The following is a 17,652-nucleotide window of genomic DNA, read 5'->3' as shown; positions in this document are numbered from 1 at the left end:
TGCGCAGTGCAACGGAGCAAAGCTATAGCGAATAGCCCGACGGCGCCTTGTGGGCGATTGAACAAAGGGACATACTGCCTACTGCCACTGCCTACTGCCAACTGGAACGCGCCGGCACGCCCTAACAATCCGCCATATTCACCGCAATCGCGAGTCCACCTTCCGACGTTTCCTTATATTTCGAGTTCATGTCAACGGCCGTGTTCCACATGGTGTCGACCACCTTGTCGAGTGGCACTTTGGCATTTTTGGCATCCGTTTCAAGCGCCAGCTCCGCCGCATTGATTGCCTTGATGGCGCCCATGGTGTTGCGCTCGATGCACGGCACCTGCACGAGTCCACCAATCGGATCGCAGGTGAGTCCGAGGTGGTGCTCCATCGCAATTTCCGCCGCCATCAACACTTGTTCGGGTGCGCCGCCCATGAGTTCGCAGAGTGCCGCCGCCGCCATGGCTGACGACACGCCGATTTCGGCCTGGCAGCCTCCCATTGCGGCAGAGATCGTGGAGCCTTTTTTGAAGATGCTGCCGATTTCGCCTGCCACCATCAGGAATTTGCGGATGTGTTCGTCGTTGGCCTCGTGGTTTTCGATGACCATATAATACATGAGTACGGCTGGTATGACGCCCGCGCTTCCGTTGGTAGGTGCGGTGACGACACGACCCAAGGCTGCGTTTACTTCGTTGACAGCCAGCGCGAAACAGCTCACCCATTTCAGGATTTGGCGGAACTTGACTTCCGTCTTGCGGATGACTTCAAGCCATTCCTGTGGCGACGAATAGGGGAGTTCGCCAATGAGGTTCTGGTGCATGTCGAAGGCGCGCCGGCGTACGTTGAGTCCACCCGGCAGTGTGCCTTCCGTGTGGCAACCGATGTACATGCATTCGAGCATGGTGTTCCAGATGCGGAGCAGTTCGGCGTCGACGACTTCCGGTGCGCGCATCGAAATTTCGTTTTGGTAGACGATTTCCGAGATCGATTTGCCCTGTTCGCGGGTGTAGGCGAGCAGTTCATCGGCTTTGTTGATTGGGAACGGGAAGGCGCACTTAATCGTGTGTTTCTTCTTTGCATTGACCCGTTCTTCTTTGACGACGAAGCCGCCGCCGATGGAGTAAAACGTCGAGGCGTAGTGGCTGTCATCGTCGAAATAGGCCGTAAAGGTGAGCCCGTTCGCATGGAACGGCAGGAAATTCTTGTTGAAGACGATATCGACCAGGAACGAGAACGGAATGGTGTGTTCGTTGCCGAGGTGCAGTTGTTGGTTCTCTTCGATGGTTTTGATGATGCCCGATATGTCGTCTACGGGGATGTATTCAGGATCCTGGCCGCTGAGTCCGAGCATCACCGCGAGGTCTGTCGCGTGGCCCTTTCCGGTTAGGGACAGCGAGCCGTAGAGGTCGACTTTCACACGCTCGACCTTCGTGAGTCGCTGTTGGTCACGCAGTTCAGAGAGGAAACGCTCGGCTGCGCGCCATGGGCCGAGGGTGTGGGAGCTCGAGGGGCCTACGCCGATCTTGAGCATATCGAAAACGGAGATACATTCTTCCATGGTAGTCATTTGGGCCCGTGATTGGGATGCGTACTTTGCATTCGTCGACGGGTCTACCTGCAAATATAGTAACCAGACATATTGCTAGAGTGTCCTTTTTACGGAATTCGCAAAAAAGTCCGTTTTATGGCCTTTGAAAGGTGGGGTACGCGGACGTGTTATCGATGGATATTTAACAAAAGAGGTGGTTTTTCCGTACTTGGGTGTCGTCGGGAATTTGTATTTTGGAGTAGGGGAGGGGCGGATGCGTCCCTTACGAAACGGCGCGGACATTGGGATACGGGAAAACCGTAGTTTTTGTTAAAGTTTAAGTCGAAAGTCGGAAGTTGAAAGTCGAAAGTCGAAAGTCAGCAACTGATGTCCAATTACCAACACCTAACTCCTAATACAAAAAAAACGCCCCGAGAGGCGTTTTACTTGTCGATCGATCCGAGCACGCGCGACATAAAGGCGTTGAGTGCTTCTTTCTTTGGGGTTCCGGATCGGACCATTTTATGTACTTCCAATGCACCGTAGACGTTGGAGATGAGTTCGCCGATGACGTCGAGTTCTTCGTCTTTTAGCGACGGTACTTCGGTCAGGGCTTCCAGCACCTCGATGGTTTCAATGAGGTAGTCCTGGTCGTTCTGCTCGATGAATTCCGTCAGGTGTTTGATGATCGGTAGTTTCATCAGTTCTGCGCGATTTTATGCACCAATTCTTCCAGCACTTCCGTTTTGTTGGTCTGTGTCTGGTCGAACAATTTTCCTCCACTGAAAGCCGCAAAAGTCGGAAGGTTGGTCACATTGGCGAGTTTACGCGATTCGGGCGACTGCTCTGCGTCCACCAAAACAAAGGTGACATTTTCGATCTCTGAAGCGAATTTTTTGAATTTGGGCTTCATAATCCGGCAATTGCCGCACCAGGAAGCGGAATACTGCACCAAGACTTTATCGTGCGACGCCACGATGTTTTGCAATGTATCGTCGGTTAATTCAATCAACATGGTGTTAGGTATAAAAAGAAACCCAGGCTCCGTCATGGGGATTCGAGAACCTGGGCTCCAGGGGTTTAAAATTAATTTGAGAGGTAGCTGGCGACACCTTCGCGCGTGGCGTGCATCGCTTCTTTTCCTTCTTCCCAGTTAGCCGGACAAACTTCACCTTTTGTTTGAACGTGGGTGTAGGCGTCGATCAGGCGGAGGTATTCGTTTACATTACGCCCCAGTGGCATATCGTTTACGCTTTCGTGGAAGATTTTTCCTGTTTCGTCGACGAGGTACGTCGCGCGGTAGGTTACGTTAGATCCTTCGAGCAATACCGTGTCGGTATCTTCATGGTAGGAAGTCGATTCGATGTCAAGGATGCCCAGGATGTTGGCCAGGTTACGTGTGGTATCGGCCAAAATCGGATAGGTAACGCCTTCAATACCACCGGCGTTCTTTGCGGTGTTCAGCCAGGCGAAGTGCACTTCATTGGTGTCGCATGACGCACCGATAACCAGCGTGTTGCGCTTTTCGAATTCAGGAAGCGCTGCCTGGAAAGCGTGCAGTTCCGTCGGGCACACGAACGTAAAGTCTTTTGGATACCAAAACAGTACCACTTTCTTGTTGTTCTTAACGGCCTCTTCGAATACGTTGATGCGAAGATTGTCGCCCATCGAAGAAATGGCGTCTACTGTGATGTTGGGGAATTTTTTACCTACTAATGACATATTATTTGATTTTAGGTTACTGAACTACGGATGCAAAGGTAGGGGATGAAAAGCGGCATTATATAAATCAGGATGATTAATTCTTATTTAATGATAGTTTTTGATTATGGTGTTAATTTTCGGAAGCGTGAATCCCCTGTACAAACTTCTTTATATTTGTCAGGAAACAATATGAGATATGTCATTTAAGAGCTTATTCCGGAAGAAATCCGTACACGACATCCTGAAGCAGGTCGAAAAAGGCCAGGAAGACGGGCATCATGCATTGGGCAAGCACCTTACGGCACGCGACCTGACCGCCTTTGGGATTGCGGCGATTATTGGAGCCGGTATCTTCAGTACGATCGGAAAAGCCAGTGCTGACGGCGGTCCGGCCGTTATTTTCCTGTTCTTGTTTACCGCTATTGCCTGCGGGTTTGCAGCTTTCGCTTACGCGGAATTTGCCTCGATGGTGCCGGTGTCGGGATCGGCGTACACCTATTCGTATGTAGCATTCGGCGAGATCGTTGCCTGGATCATCGGATGGGCGCTGATTATGGAGTATGCGATTGGGAACGTCACGGTAGCCATATCATGGAGTGATTACTTTACCGGTTTATTAGACAGTGGCGGGATTCACGTGCCCTGGTGGATGCAGATGGATTATCTCACCGCCTCAAACGGCTACCGCGATGCCGAGGCCTTGATGCAGGCAGGCAAAGCGTTTGCGAATCTCGACGAGGGCTTGCAGCACGCGCACCTGGCGTGGACATCGGCGCCGACAATCGGTTCATTCCATTTCGTAGCCGACCTGCCCGCGTTATTGATTATCATCATCATCACCTGGCTGGTGTATCGCGGGATGAAAGAATCCCGAAACGCGAGCAACCTGATGGTGGTGGTCAAGTTATGTATCATACTATTGGTCATTGCCGTCGGCATTTTCTATGTGGATACCGACAATTGGCACCCGTTTGCACCCAACGGTGCAGCTGGCGTTTTGAAAGGGGTATCGGCGGTATTCTTTGCCTACATCGGATTTGATGCAATTTCAACGACAGCGGAGGAATGCAAGAACCCACAACGCGACTTGCCACGGGGTATGATGTGGGCTATTATTATATGTACACTATTATATATAACCATTGCCCTGGTGTTGACCGGAATGGTGCGTTACGATAAACTCGCGGTCGGCGATCCGTTGGCCTATGTGTTCGACGTGCTCGACCTGAAGTGGATGTCGGGTATCATCGCAGTAAGCGCGGTGGTGGCGATGGCATCCGTATTATTGGTATTCCAGATGGGGCAGCCGCGGATTTGGATGAGTATGAGCCGCGATGGTTTGCTCCCAAAACGGTATTCACGTGTACACCCTAAATACAGGACGCCTTCGTATGCGACGATTGTGACCGGATTTGTGGTAGCGATCCCGGCCTTGTTCCTGAACCTCACGATGGTGACCGACCTGTGCAGTATCGGGACGCTGTTTGCATTTGTGCTGGTGTGTGCTGGCGTACTGGTGTTGCAGGATAATAAAGACTTACCACGCGGGAAGTTCCGGGCGCCGTATGTGAATTCGCGTTATGTTTTCATTCCGGGACTCGTAGTGGCCCTTGCGTTGGTGATGGTGTTCAATAGAGAGGGAGCCGAAGCATTTATCACGAATGAGAAGCAACCCGTTGCGGCCCAGGATTTGGTCACCTCACTGGATGATGCTGAAACAAATCAGGTCGGCAGTTTCCTGATGACCCGCGAAGGAAAAGCGGTGGGGGATGTGGAGGAATACCTCAGTGCGGTTTCGGAAGAAGGGGAGACGGCCTACCGTTCTTTGGTAGACGCGTTGCCGATTGCGGCCGATAAGAAGTATGAGGAAGGATGGAGCCTGTTTCGCCATAAGATTCCGATGTGGTTCTTTTTGATTGCTTTGGGTGCGATGGCTGTGTGGTCGTTCCGGAAGCAGTTATCGCTTATTCCTTTATTAGGATTGGTGTGTTGTTTGTATATGATGGCCGAGTTGAGTGTCTGGAACTGGATGTATTTCGGCATCTGGCTGGCGATTGGCCTGGTGATTTACTTTTCGTTCAGTCGTAAGAATAGTCGACTCAACATAAAAGTGGAGTAGGTAACAGGCTGACGAACAGTTCTTTTTTCAGAAAATCCATCATTGTTAATAAAAAATAACCCCAAACCGTTTGTAGGATCGGATGGGGTTTTTATCTTTGCAGTCCGTCTGTTTAAAAAACAGGCACGCAAAAGTTCTTTTTAGATTGTATTGTATTGACAAATAAGTGATTGTGATTTTTTTCAAAAAAAGTTACGTTGCAAGTTTGGAAAACAAAAATCAACTTGTACTTTTGCACCCGCTTTGAGAGCGAAACGAGATAAAAACCGTTTCAATTTCAAAGTGAAAACAAGAAGACACGTTCATAGACATATTGGATTGACAGCACGTCTTACTTTAGGGTAAGACAAACATTAAGAGAGTAAGGTAGATCGGGAATCGGTTTATTTTATGCTAGCCTTGAGTCGAAAATATTTAAAAACTACGATGAAGAGTTTGATCCTGGCTCAGGATGAACGCTAGCGGCAGGCTTAACACATGCAAGTCGAGGGGTAGAAGGAGCTTGCTCCTTTGAGACCGGCGCACGGGTGCGTAACGCGTATGCAACCTACCTTGAACAGGGGGATAGCCCAGAGAAATTTGGATTAATACCCCATGGTGTAATTGGATGGCATCATTTGATTACTAAAGTTCCAACGGTTCAAGATGGGCATGCGTCCCATTAGCTAGATGGTAAGGTAACGGCTTACCATGGCAACGATGGGTAGGGGTCCTGAGAGGGAGATCCCCCACACTGGTACTGAGACACGGACCAGACTCCTACGGGAGGCAGCAGTGAGGAATATTGGTCAATGGGCGCAAGCCTGAACCAGCCATGCCGCGTGCAGGATGAAGCATCTATGGTGTGTAAACTGCTTTTGTACGGGAAGAAACACTCCTACGTGTAGGAGCTTGACGGTACCGTAAGAATAAGGATCGGCTAACTCCGTGCCAGCAGCCGCGGTAATACGGAGGATCCAAGCGTTATCCGGAATCATTGGGTTTAAAGGGTCCGTAGGCGGTTTTGTAAGTCAGTGGTGAAATCCGGCAGCTTAACTGTCGAACTGCCATTGATACTGCAGGACTTGAATTATTGTGAAGTAACTAGAATATGTAGTGTAGCGGTGAAATGCTTAGAGATTACATGGAATACCAATTGCGAAGGCAGGTTACTAACAATTGATTGACGCTGATGGACGAAAGCGTGGGGAGCGAACAGGATTAGATACCCTGGTAGTCCACGCTGTAAACGATGGATACTAGCTGTTCGGGAGCAATCCTGAGTGGCTAAGCGAAAGTGATAAGTATCCCACCTGGGGAGTACGGGCGCAAGCCTGAAACTCAAAGGAATTGACGGGGGCCCGCACAAGCGGTGGAGCATGTGGTTTAATTCGATGATACGCGAGGAACCTTACCAAGGCTTAAATGGGAGACGACGTATTTGGAAACAGATATTTCTTCGGACGTCTTTCAAGGTGCTGCATGGTTGTCGTCAGCTCGTGCCGTGAGGTGTCAGGTTAAGTCCTATAACGAGCGCAACCCCTGTTGTTAGTTGCCAGCGAGTAATGTCGGGAACTCTAGCAAGACTGCCGGTGCAAACCGTGAGGAAGGTGGGGATGACGTCAAATCATCACGGCCCTTACGCCTTGGGCTACACACGTGCTACAATGGCCGGTACAGAGAGCAGCCACTGGGCGACCAGGAGCGAATCTATAAAACCGGTCACAGTTCGGATCGGAGTCTGCAACTCGACTCCGTGAAGCTGGAATCGCTAGTAATCGGATATCAGCCATGATCCGGTGAATACGTTCCCGGGCCTTGTACACACCGCCCGTCAAGCCATGGAAGCTGGGGGTGCCTGAAGTCGGTGACCGCAAGGAGCTGCCTAGGGTAAAACCGGTAACTAGGGCTAAGTCGTAACAAGGTAGCCGTACCGGAAGGTGCGGCTGGAACACCTCCTTTCTAGAGACTGAAAACAAGGTCTAGCAACCAATGAATAAACTGCCAAGGTTTATTTTACTCTCGCTGTCGATTCAAAATACAATGTAAGCAAGCCAAGGAAGTAGGCAGAGGCCAGTGGCCAGTAGGCAGTAAATACTGCTGACTGCGACTGCCAACTGCAGACTACACAAAGTCTCGTAGCTCAGCTGGTTAGAGTACTACACTGATAATGTAGGGGTCGGCAGTTCGAGTCTGCCCGGGACTACTGCTAATTAGATAATTGGAAAATTAGATAATTAGATAATGCTCTTCGGAGCGTTGAGAAAGGCGAAGCTTATATAGGAAATTCTGGAGGTTGAGTGATTTACACGTTAAGGTGTGCACGTTTACAGACTGCAAACTGCGACTGCAAACTGCTTACTTCAAAGACGGGGAATTAGCTCAGCTGGCTAGAGCGCCTGCCTTGCACGCAGGAGGTCATCGGTTCGACTCCGATATTCTCCACTGTTTAATTTGGAAATTAGACAATTTGAAAATTTGGAAATGGCTCTTCGGGGCGTATAACATTTTCAAATTTCCAAATCTTCAAATTTTCAAATTGAAAAACGTTCATTGACATATTGGGATAAGTTGATACAAACAAAGTAGAAAGCACAGAAGTTGTTGGTTTGTATTGAGGTTTGAAGTTTTCGGACTTTAGACTTTCGATTACAGACTTTCGACTATCTAAAAAGTACAATAAGCAAAATAAGGGCGTATGGGGGATGCCTAGGCTTCTGCAGGCGAGGAAGGACGTGATAAGCTGCGATAAGCTTCGGGGAGCTGCACACAAGTGTTGATCCGAAGATTTCCGAATGGGGCAACCCGTTGCATTGAAGATGCATCACACCGATAGGTGAGCGAACGCGCTGAACTGAAACATCTAAGTAGGCGCAGGAGAAGAAAACAAAAGTGATTCCGTAAGTAGTGGCGAGCGAACGCGGATTAGCCCAAACCATAGTTGTTACGGCAATTGTGGGGTTGTAGGACCACGATATTGTATGCACAAAGAACCGGAATGCTCTGGAAAGAGTAACCATAGAGGGTGATAGTCCCGTATGGGTAATGAGTGTAATGCATAGTGGTATCCTGAGTAGGGCGGGGCACGTGAAACCCTGTCTGAATCTGCCGGGACCATCCGGTAAGGCTAAATACTCGCAGAAGACCGATAGTGAACCAGTACCGTGAGGGAAAGGTGAAAAGAACCGTGAATAACGGAGTGAAAAAGATCCTGAAACCATACGCCTACAAGCGGTCGGAGCTCGAAAGAGTGACGGCGTGCCTTTTGCATAATGAGCCTACGAGTTAACGTTGCCGGCAAGGATAAGCATTTAAGATGTGGATCCGTAGCGAAAGCGAGTCTGAATAGGGCGTTTTAGTCGGTAGTGTTAGACGCGAAACCGTGTGATCTACCCATGGGCAGGATGAAGCTGTGGTAACACACAGTGGAGGTCCGAACCGGTTGTCGTTGAAAAGACTTCGGATGACCTGTGGGTAGGGGTGAAAGGCCAATCAAACTCGGAAATAGCTCGTACTCCCCGAAATGCATTTAGGTGCAGCGCTGTGCATAAAGTTTACTAGAGGTAGAGCTACTGATTGGATGCGGGGGCTTCACCGCCTACCAATTCCTGACAAACTCCGAATGCTAGTAAATGTTTCACAGCAGTGAGGGCTTGGGTGCTAAGGTCCAAGTCCGAGAGGGAAAGAACCCAGACCATCAGCTAAGGTCCCCAAATCTATACTAAGTTGAAAGAACGAGGTTTGTCTGCCCAGACAGCTAGGATGTTGGCTTGGAAGCAGCCATTCATTTAAAGAGTGCGTAACAGCTCACTAGTCGAGCGGACGAGCATGGATAATAATCGGGCATAAGTATAGTACCGAAGCTATGGATTGATAGTAATATCAGTGGTAGGGGAGCATTCCAGCGGGGCTGAAGGTGTGGCGTGAGCCATGCTGGACCTTCTGGAAAAGAAAATGTAGGCATAAGTAACGATAATGCGGGCGAGAAACCCGCACACCGTAAGACCAAGGTTTCCTCAGCTATGCTAATCAGCTGAGGGTTAGTCGGGGCCTAAGGCGAATCCGAAAGGAACAGTCGATGGACAACGGGTTAATATTCCCGTACTAGTTGCAATTGTGATGGAGCGACGCAGTGATGAAAGTACCGCGCACTGACGGAATAGTGCGTTGAAGCGGTTACCTATAGGTTTGATAGTTAAATGCGTCAAACCTGGGGAGACGCGATAGTACACGGAGTCTTCGGACAAAGTGATAGTGTACCTAAGGGCTGCCAAGAAAACCTTCTAAACTTAGATTGCAAGTACCCGTACCGTAAACCGACACAGGTGGTCGAGGAGAGTATCCTCAGGTGCTCGAGAGATTCATGGCTAAGGAATTAGGCAAAATAGACCTGTAACTTCGGGAGAAAGGTCGCCAGCAGTAATGCTGGCCGCAGTGAAAAGGTCCAGGCGACTGTTTATCAAAAACACAGGGCTCTGCAAAATCGTAAGATGAGGTATAGGGCCTGACACCTGCCCGGTGCTGGAAGGTTAAGAGGAGATGTTATCTTCGGAGAAGCATTGAATTGAAGCCCCAGTAAACGGCGGCCGTAACTATAACGGTCCTAAGGTAGCGAAATTCCTTGTCGGGTAAGTTCCGACCTGCACGAATGGTGTAACGATCTGGACACTGTCTCAGCCATGAGCTCGGTGAAATTGTAGTAACGGTGAAGATGCCGTTTACCCGCAGTGGGACGAAAAGACCCTGTGCACCTTTACTATAGCTTCGTATTGACCTTGGATAAGTGATGTGTAGGATAGGTGGGAGACTGTGAATCGGGTTCGCCAGGATTCGAGGAGTCATTGTTGAAATACCACCCTTTGCTTATCTGAGGCCTAACCCCCATTAGGGGGGACATTGCGTGGTGGGTAGTTTGACTGGGGTGGTCGCCTCCAAAAGAGTAACGGAGGCTTCTAAAGGTTCCCTCAGCACGCTTGGTAACCGTGCGTAGAGTGCAATGGCATAAGGGAGCTTGACTGAGAGACACACAGGTCGATCAGGTACGAAAGTAGAGCATAGTGATCCGGTGGTTCCGCATGGAAGGGCCATCGCTCAAAGGATAAAAGGTACGCCGGGGATAACAGGCTGATCTCCCCCAAGAGCTCACATCGACGGGGGGGTTTGGCACCTCGATGTCGGCTCGTCACATCCTGGGGCTGGAGAAGGTCCCAAGGGTTGGGCTGTTCGCCCATTAAAGTGGCACGCGAGCTGGGTTCAGAACGTCGTGAGACAGTTCGGTCTCTATCTACTGCGGGCGTTAGAAATTTGAGTGGATCTGATTCTAGTACGAGAGGACCGAATCGGACTGACCGCTGGTGTATCTGTTGTCCCGCCAGGGGCACCGCAGAGTAGCTATGTCGGGAAGGGATAAGCGCTGAAAGCATATAAGCGCGAAACCCACCACAAGATGAGATTTCTTTTAAGGGTCGTGGGAGATGACCACGTTGATAGGCTATAGGTGTAAAGGCAGTAATGTCATAGCCGAGTAGTACTAATAACCCGTAAGCTTATGTACGCCGTCATCCGGCCCGCAAGGGCCGGAGACAACTTTCGAGAAGTAAATACTTGTCCCAGTATGTTAATAATATTGGCTCATTGCGAGCAGTTGATGGTTGCATCGATGTAGGTTCTGCCTACTTACGACTGCACACTGCCAACTAACCCCTTAAGGTGGTTATTGCGGCGGGGCTCACCTCTTCCCATCCCGAACAGAGTAGTTAAGCCCGCCAGCGCAGATGGTACTGCAATTTGTGGGAGAGTATGTCGCTGCCTTTTTTTTGAAAGCCTGTCCGATTTGGACAGGCTTTTTTATTTATGGCCACCAAGAACAAAAGCCACGAAGTCGCAAAGACGCGAAGCCAGAACTAACCACTTACTACCGACCACTGACTACTGATTACTTTAAAAGTGTAGCTTCGTCCCGGTATGCAACCTTTATAGCCACGAAGGCGCAAAGACGCGAAGCCAGAACCAACCACTGACCACTGACCACTGGCTACTGACTACTATTAAAGAGTGTAGTGTCGTCCGGGCATGCAACCTTTATAGCTACCAAGGCGCAAAGACACGAAGTCAGAACCAACCACTGACTACCGACTACTGACCACCGACTACTTCTACGATCACTTCACCCGAAACCCCGGTTTCTGCTCGGGAAGCGGTACCCACTCCGTTTCGCCAGGAACGCGAACAAACTCCTGTTTCAGCCAGCGCTCTTTTGCTTCTTCGATCCGGTTTTTATCCGATGAGACGAAGTTCCAATATATATGCCGCTCTTCCGCGAACGCTTCCCCTCCAAAAAGGTATACAGTCGTTCCTTTTTCCATCTCAAATCGACAAAGCGTCGAATCGGTTGCGACCAAAATTTGTTTCGGGCCAAATCGATTGCCATCACTGCTAATGCTTCCTTCCAGTATATACAACGCACTTTCGCCAAAAAGGGAGGATCCGATATCGACGGTTGCATCCTCAATGGCTTTTATTTCAATCAAATAGAGCGGACTATAGACCGGTACACTCGATTTTCGTCCCATAACGTCTCCGGCTATTAACCTGAACGCCAGGCCGGTCTCTTCCCAAGCAGGAAGATCATCGCCCTCGGCATGGTGAAAGGAAGGGGCCATTTCCTCCAGGTGTTTGGGTAGTGCTACCCAGATTTGCAAGCCATGTAAGGACTTCGGTTTGTCGCGCAAATACTGCGGGGTGCGCTCGGAATGCACGATTCCGCGACCTGCTGTCATCCAGTTGACCTGTCCGGGCTTGATGACCAACTCGGTTCCCAGGCTGTCACGGTGCATGATTTCCCCCTCAAACAAGTACGTAAGTGTCGAAAGTCCTATGTGTGGGTGGGGCGGAACGTCAAAATTATCCGCTTCCGACAACTGTTCAGGACCCATGTGGTCGATGAAGATAAACGGGCCTACCATCCGCTTTTCCCGAAACGGTAATAGCCGCCCGACCATGAAATTTCCTACGATCGTGGGACGCTCCTCGATAATCAATCCGATGTTCGACATCTTTTTAGTTTAAAGATAGTAAACACATCTTAAATTGCAGACTTCGGCCGCACCTCCTTCGATTTTTCCGTACTTTTGCACTGCTAAAATACCCGCTCGGAAATGAAGAAGAAACTCCTCTCTGTTTTGTTTTCAACCCGCCTAATGGCCGTTCTTTTTCTTCTTTATGCCGTCGCGATGGCGGTGGGTACCTACATCGAAAGCGAATACAACACCGACACAGCCCGTATCTGGATTTATAACGCCCTATGGTTCGAATTGATTATGGCATTGTTCATGGTCAACTTCATAGGCAACATTAAACGATACCAGTTGCACAAAAAAAAGAACTGGGCCACCCTTTTGTTGCACCTCGCCTTTATTTTTATTTTGGTAGGAGCGGCGGTTACCCGTTATATCAGCTATGAAGGGATGATGAGCATCCGGGAAGGGGAGTCGTCCAACCAAGTGCTATCCGAACGGGCCTACCTAACCGTACTGACGGACGGCCAGTACAAAGGACAGACGATGCGTCGCAAAACGGAAAAATCGCTGCTGTTGTCGCCGGCCGTGTATCCTCCTTTTGCAAGTAACGATTTCACTATCAACGATCAATTTGACAAAATCCCCTATAAAGTAACATTTGTAGATTACATCATGGCGGCGAAAGAGACCGTCGTACCGGATCCAAATGGAGTAGAGTACCTCAAAATTGTAGAAACAGAAAACGGTCGTCGTCATGAGCACTTCCTCAAGGAAGGCGAAACACAAAACCTGCACAATCTTCTTTTCTCGCTGAACCGATTCGTTCCGGGCGCCATCAACATCAATACCAAAGGCGAACAATACACCATCAATTCTCCCTTTGAAGGCGGGTTCATGCGGATGGCAGACCAAATGAAAGGACGCGTGGCGAAAGATACCACCCAGCCTCTCATGATGCGGTCGCTCTATACCATCGGAAACGCCCTTTTCGTTTTTCCGGAAGCGGCGATGAAGGGAAAAATCACGTATGTGTCGAGCGGGAACTATAAAGACAAGCAGGCGGATGACGCGCTCATAGTGAAAGTTGCCAACGAAGGCCAGGAACGGTTGGTAACGCTGGTGGGTTCAAAGGGCAAAATCGGCGTGCCTGTTTCGTTCAAACAAGGCAACCTGGAATACACGCTCCAATTTGGCAGTAAGGTATACGAAACGCCCTTCCGCGTAGTACTGAAGGATTTCATCGCGCAAAAATATCCTGGCACACAAAACAGCTATTCGTCTTTTGAAAGCAAGGTTCGGGTGGAAGACGGGGCGACCAAATTCGACTACCACATTTATATGAATCACGTCCTCGATTACGGCGGTTATCGCTTTTTTCAGGCGAACTTCGATCCGGATGAAAAAGGAACGGTACTATCTGCCAACCACGATTTCTGGGGTACCTGGATCACCTACGTCGGCTATTTCCTTTTGTTTTTTGCGATGATGGCCATCCTTTTCGACCGCAACACCCGTTTTGCCGACCTAAAACGAAGACTGGAATCCGTGCGGGTCAAAAAAGAAAAATTGATAATGGGGTTGCTGCTGTTCGTATCCTTCTCTGGTTTTTCGCAAGAGCAACATCGCCATACCAACATCAATACGCGTCAGATAGCAGATACCATCGCGAAATACAAAGTCAACGAAAAGACGGCAGCCCTGTTCGGACGCCTGGTGCTTCAGGATGGCGGGCGTATGAAGCCGATCAACACCTTTTCATCCGAACTGTTCCGAAAAGTCTATAAAAGCGATTCCTTTAATGGGATGAATGCCGACCAGGCCTTTCTCTCGATGACGCAGTTCCCTGCCCTTTGGCTGGATATGCCGATTATCAGCCTAAAAAAAGACAACGACAGTATTCGCTCGATACTCGGAATCGGAAAAGAGGAGAAATATGCACCTTTTCGGGCGTTCTTCGACGATCGCGGCAACTATAAACTGTCGCCCTTCCTGGATGAAGCCTACCGCAACCAACGCCCCGATCAATACCAGAAAGACCTGATCGATGCCGACAAAAAAGTGGTATTGCTCAACTCGGCACTTTCCGGTACGATCCTGCGTATTTTCCCCGTCCCCGGTGACAAGAACAATAAATGGGTTTCCTTCGTCGAATCGGCTACGCCTTCCGGAACGTCGCTCGATACGATGCGCATCCTGTATCCCAAACTGATGCAGGACCTGTATCTGGGGGCACGCAAAAAAGACTTCAGCGATGCCAATACCACCCTGGGCAACATCGAAAAGGTGCAGAAAAGGGTGGGAGCTGCTGTGCGTCCGGCCGATGCTAAGATCGACGCCGAAATACTCTACAATAAATACGACGTCTTCCGTAACCTATTTTGGTTGTACATGACAGTCGGGTCTATTATGTTGATTCTCGTAATCGTCAACATTCTTGCGACTTCAAAGTGGTTGGCGCGCGTCGCGAACATCCTGCATATTACGATAGGGGTTTTATTTGCCCTGCACACGGCCGGATTGGTATTCCGTTGGTATGTTTCCGGACACGCACCGTGGAGTGACGCATACGAATCCATGATTTACGTGGCCTGGGCGACCATGTTTTTCACACTGGCTTTCGATCGCAAATCGAAGTTGACGGTGGCATCGGGTACATTTGTCGCGTCGATGATCCTCATGATTGCCCACTGGAACTGGCTCGATCCGAATATCGCGAACCTCCAACCGGTGTTGAATTCATATTGGCTGATGATCCACGTCGCGGTGATTGTCGCCAGTTACGGACCGTTCACTCTTGGAATGATATTGGGAATCGTCACCATGATCCTGATGATACTCGTGAACGACCGTAATAAGGAGAAAATGGAACTTCACATCCGTGAAATCACCTACATAAATGAAATGGCGCTGACCATTGGCCTGGTGATGCTGACGATAGGGAACTTCCTCGGTGGACAATGGGCCAACGAAAGCTGGGGACGCTATTGGGGCTGGGATCCAAAGGAAACCTGGGCACTGATCAGCATTATGGTGTATGCGTTCATCATCCACGCGCGACTGGTGCCGGGACTCCGTGGTCGCTGGACGTTCGCCTTCCTGAGCATTCTCGGGTACTACTCGATCATGATGACCTATTTCGGGGTGAATTTCTACCTCACCGGCCTCCACTCATACGCGTCCAGTGAAGGAAAGGCCGTAACAACCGCTACCTTCTTTTATTCCATCCCATGCGTCACGCTGCTGGTGCTGCCCGCCTGGTGGAAAGCAAAAAAATACTTGAAGAAATAAAAAAGTCCCGGTGTTGATCCGGGACTTTTTTTTGGTTCTTAGGATACGGTTCCCAGAACGTATAACTGCTCCATTGTCGGAGTCGGGCTTCCGCCTTCCGGTTCCAGTGTAATACCAAAGGCTTGTGCATTACCCGTAGCCGATACCGGGAAGAACTTGGTCGCGTTCTTGTCGAATCGGTCGAGTAAACCAATGCTGGTAGGTGTCAACGGATTCAAGGTCAGCGACCATACCTGGTAGACTTTTCCCGGAGGAGGCGTCGGCAATTGGCTCGCATCGATATATACTTGTTGTGTTGACTGGTTCCAGTAGACTTTCGCTTTGGCGTCCGGTGCCACTGCCTGGCCGCCCAGCACTACCACTTGGGTATTCTGGTCGCGGATGACATTCAGGATGGTCTCCGACGATTTATTGTTCTCATCCAATAGTTTCAGGTTGTCTTTCAGCTTGGTATTTTCCTCTTGGACTACCTCAATACGATCCTGGCGTGACTGCACTTCCGTATATTGATAAATACCGGCCGCCAACAACAGCATGGCCGCCGCCCAACCCACATACGCCGCCCAATTGGTGCCGCGCTGTAGCTCAATGACGCCGTGTTTTTCGATCAATTGTTCCCGGATACGATAGTAATTATCCGCAGATAAATACGGTGCCATACTGAACGACAGGCTGATGACCGCTTTTTCAATCGACAGGATCTCATCCCGCACCGTCTTATGTTCCGCCGCCATTTCGTTCACCAGGGCCGTTTCCTCATCGGATGTTTTGCCAAAGACATATAGCTCAAGCAACCCGGATTCTATAAGTTCTCCTACTTTCATGATTACACTTCCAATAAATTCCGGAGATCACCTATACAGGTCCGGTTCTGCGTTTTGACAGTGCCCAACGGCATTCCAAGTTCCTCCGCGGCTTCCTGCTGGGTGTATCCCTTGAAAAAGAGCAAATCGAGAATACGGATACATTTCGGTTTCAGCTTCTTGATAAATTCCCGTATGCCAATCGTATCGATCCGGTTCGTCATTTTGTTGCTCTCGTCCAAGAGATGTACGAAATTATCGGTCGACAGGTTTTTTCTGCTGTTGTTGAATCCTTTCGAACGAAGACGATCAATCGAACTGTTGCGGGCAATATTGAGGATCCACGTAAAGAAGCGCCCTTTACTTTCGTCATACGAATCAATACTCTTCCAAATTTTGATGAAAACTTCCTGAAGGACATCCTCCGCCTCTTCGCGGTCCGCAATCAGGTTGTGGATGATACCAAAAAGGTTCCGGGCGTACATATCGTACAAAAGAGAAAAGGCCCGATCGTCCTTTTTCTTCAGCATAGGCAATAGGTCTTCCTGTGTCATAGCGCTGTTTTCCGTAAATTTAGGAAATTTGGATGAACTCGCATATTGCTAATTTTATCTAATAAATACGTATCTTTAAACAAAAACGCAATGAAACACCTACTCCTTTTAGTTGCCTGTTTTACAATTACATCCGCTGTCAACGCCCAGACGAAATTAGGAACCGAACAACGAAAATCCGCTATGAGCCTCCACACCTTCAAAGTAACCGACATCAACGGCCAAACCTTCGACATGGCTTCCCTGAAAGGGAAAAAGGTCATGGTCGTCAATACCGCGTCCGAATGCGGCTTTACGCCCCAGTACGCGAAACTGGAGAAACTGTATCAAACGTACAAAAACCGGGGTTTCGTCATCATCGGTTTTCCTTCGAATGATTTCGCCGGACAGGAACCCGGAAGCGATGCCCAAATCAAATCTTTCTGCCAGAAAAACTATGGCGTCACCTTTCCGTTGATGTCCAAAGTAGTGGTGAAAGGAAAAGGGATGATTCCGGTCTATCAATTCCTGACCCAAAAAGCCAAGAACGGTGTGTCGGATTCAGAAGTCGGCTGGAATTTCCAGAAGTACCTCATCGATGAGAACGGTCGCCTGGTAAAAGTGCTTGAACCGAACGTGGCACCCGATGACGCGTCTGTTATCAACTGGCTGGAAGGCCGTATATAAT

Annotated in this window: 10 protein-coding genes, 2 tRNA genes and 3 rRNA genes; 8 read left to right on the top strand and 7 right to left on the bottom strand. The window is 49.5% G+C overall.

The window, feature by feature from the left end; translation table 11 throughout:
* Nucleotides 1-121: 121 nt before the first annotated feature.
* From MKO97_RS11720 to MKO97_RS11705, 4 genes are all read right to left on the bottom strand, one after another.
* A complete protein-coding gene (locus MKO97_RS11720; protein ID WP_241103400.1) occupies nucleotides 122-1,549 on the bottom strand; it encodes an L-serine ammonia-lyase in 1,428 nt (475 codons plus the stop codon).
* Between the two features lie 413 nt (nucleotides 1,550-1,962).
* On the bottom strand, nucleotides 1,963-2,220 hold the full coding sequence (locus tag MKO97_RS11715; protein WP_241103399.1) for a hypothetical protein: 258 nt from the start codon (nucleotides 2,218-2,220) through the stop codon (nucleotides 1,963-1,965).
* Nucleotides 2,220-2,534: a co-chaperone YbbN gene (locus tag MKO97_RS11710; protein ID WP_241103398.1), complete on the bottom strand. Its 315-nt coding sequence runs from the start codon at nucleotides 2,532-2,534 to the stop codon at nucleotides 2,220-2,222. The genes MKO97_RS11715 and MKO97_RS11710 overlap by 1 nt, the downstream gene beginning before the upstream one ends.
* Before the next feature lie 71 nt (nucleotides 2,535-2,605).
* Nucleotides 2,606-3,241, bottom strand: coding sequence for a peroxiredoxin (locus MKO97_RS11705; protein ID WP_241103397.1), 636 nt, complete (start codon nucleotides 3,239-3,241; stop codon nucleotides 2,606-2,608).
* A gap of 178 nt (nucleotides 3,242-3,419) precedes the next feature.
* Between MKO97_RS11705 and MKO97_RS11700 the strand changes: the two genes are divergently transcribed.
* The 6 genes from MKO97_RS11700 (at nucleotide 3,420) to rrf (ending at nucleotide 11,135) form a co-directional block, all read left to right on the top strand.
* Nucleotides 3,420-5,342: an amino acid permease gene (locus MKO97_RS11700; protein ID WP_241103396.1), complete on the top strand. Its 1,923-nt coding sequence runs from the start codon at nucleotides 3,420-3,422 to the stop codon at nucleotides 5,340-5,342.
* Nucleotides 5,343-5,765: 423 nt separating this feature from the next.
* Nucleotides 5,766-7,283: ribosomal RNA gene (locus tag MKO97_RS11695) — 16S ribosomal RNA — on the top strand.
* 170 nt (nucleotides 7,284-7,453) lie between these two features.
* Nucleotides 7,454-7,527, top strand: a tRNA-Ile gene (locus MKO97_RS11690).
* Between the two features lie 165 nt (nucleotides 7,528-7,692).
* A tRNA-Ala gene (locus tag MKO97_RS11685) sits at nucleotides 7,693-7,766 on the top strand.
* A 232-nt stretch (nucleotides 7,767-7,998) separates the two neighbouring features.
* A 23S ribosomal RNA gene (locus tag MKO97_RS11680) occupies nucleotides 7,999-10,875 on the top strand.
* A 151-nt stretch (nucleotides 10,876-11,026) separates the two neighbouring features.
* Nucleotides 11,027-11,135, top strand: a 5S ribosomal RNA gene (gene rrf, locus MKO97_RS11675).
* The 16S, 23S and 5S rRNA genes sit together here with 2 tRNA genes alongside, the layout of an rRNA operon.
* Before the next feature lie 347 nt (nucleotides 11,136-11,482).
* On the opposite strand, the gene MKO97_RS11670 is transcribed toward rrf, so the two are convergent.
* A complete protein-coding gene (locus MKO97_RS11670; RefSeq protein WP_241103395.1) occupies nucleotides 11,483-12,376 on the bottom strand; it encodes a pirin family protein in 894 nt (297 codons plus the stop codon).
* A 102-nt stretch (nucleotides 12,377-12,478) separates the two neighbouring features.
* Between MKO97_RS11670 and ccsA the strand changes: the two genes are divergently transcribed.
* Entirely contained in the window at nucleotides 12,479-15,628 is a 3,150-nt protein-coding gene (ccsA, locus tag MKO97_RS11665; RefSeq protein ID WP_241103394.1) for a cytochrome c biogenesis protein CcsA, read from the top strand.
* A gap of 38 nt (nucleotides 15,629-15,666) precedes the next feature.
* Here ccsA and MKO97_RS11660 read toward each other — a convergent pair whose 3' ends face one another.
* Both MKO97_RS11660 and MKO97_RS11655 read right to left on the bottom strand, forming a co-directional pair.
* Nucleotides 15,667-16,452: an anti-sigma factor domain-containing protein gene (locus tag MKO97_RS11660; protein ID WP_241103393.1), complete on the bottom strand. Its 786-nt coding sequence runs from the start codon at nucleotides 16,450-16,452 to the stop codon at nucleotides 15,667-15,669.
* 2 nt (nucleotides 16,453-16,454) lie between these two features.
* Complete coding sequence (locus MKO97_RS11655; protein WP_241103392.1) at nucleotides 16,455-16,985, bottom strand: RNA polymerase sigma factor; 531 nt, start codon at nucleotides 16,983-16,985, stop codon at nucleotides 16,455-16,457.
* Between the two features lie 90 nt (nucleotides 16,986-17,075).
* Between MKO97_RS11655 and MKO97_RS11650 the strand changes: the two genes are divergently transcribed.
* A complete protein-coding gene (locus MKO97_RS11650) occupies nucleotides 17,076-17,651 on the top strand; it encodes a glutathione peroxidase (protein ID WP_241103391.1) in 576 nt (191 codons plus the stop codon).
* Nucleotide 17,652 lies beyond the last annotated feature (1 nt).

This window comes from Flavobacterium sp. HJ-32-4 (assembly GCF_022532105.1).
Lineage (GTDB): Bacteria > Bacteroidota > Bacteroidia > Flavobacteriales > Flavobacteriaceae > Flavobacterium.
This window is presented reverse-complemented; position numbering and strand designations above follow the sequence as displayed.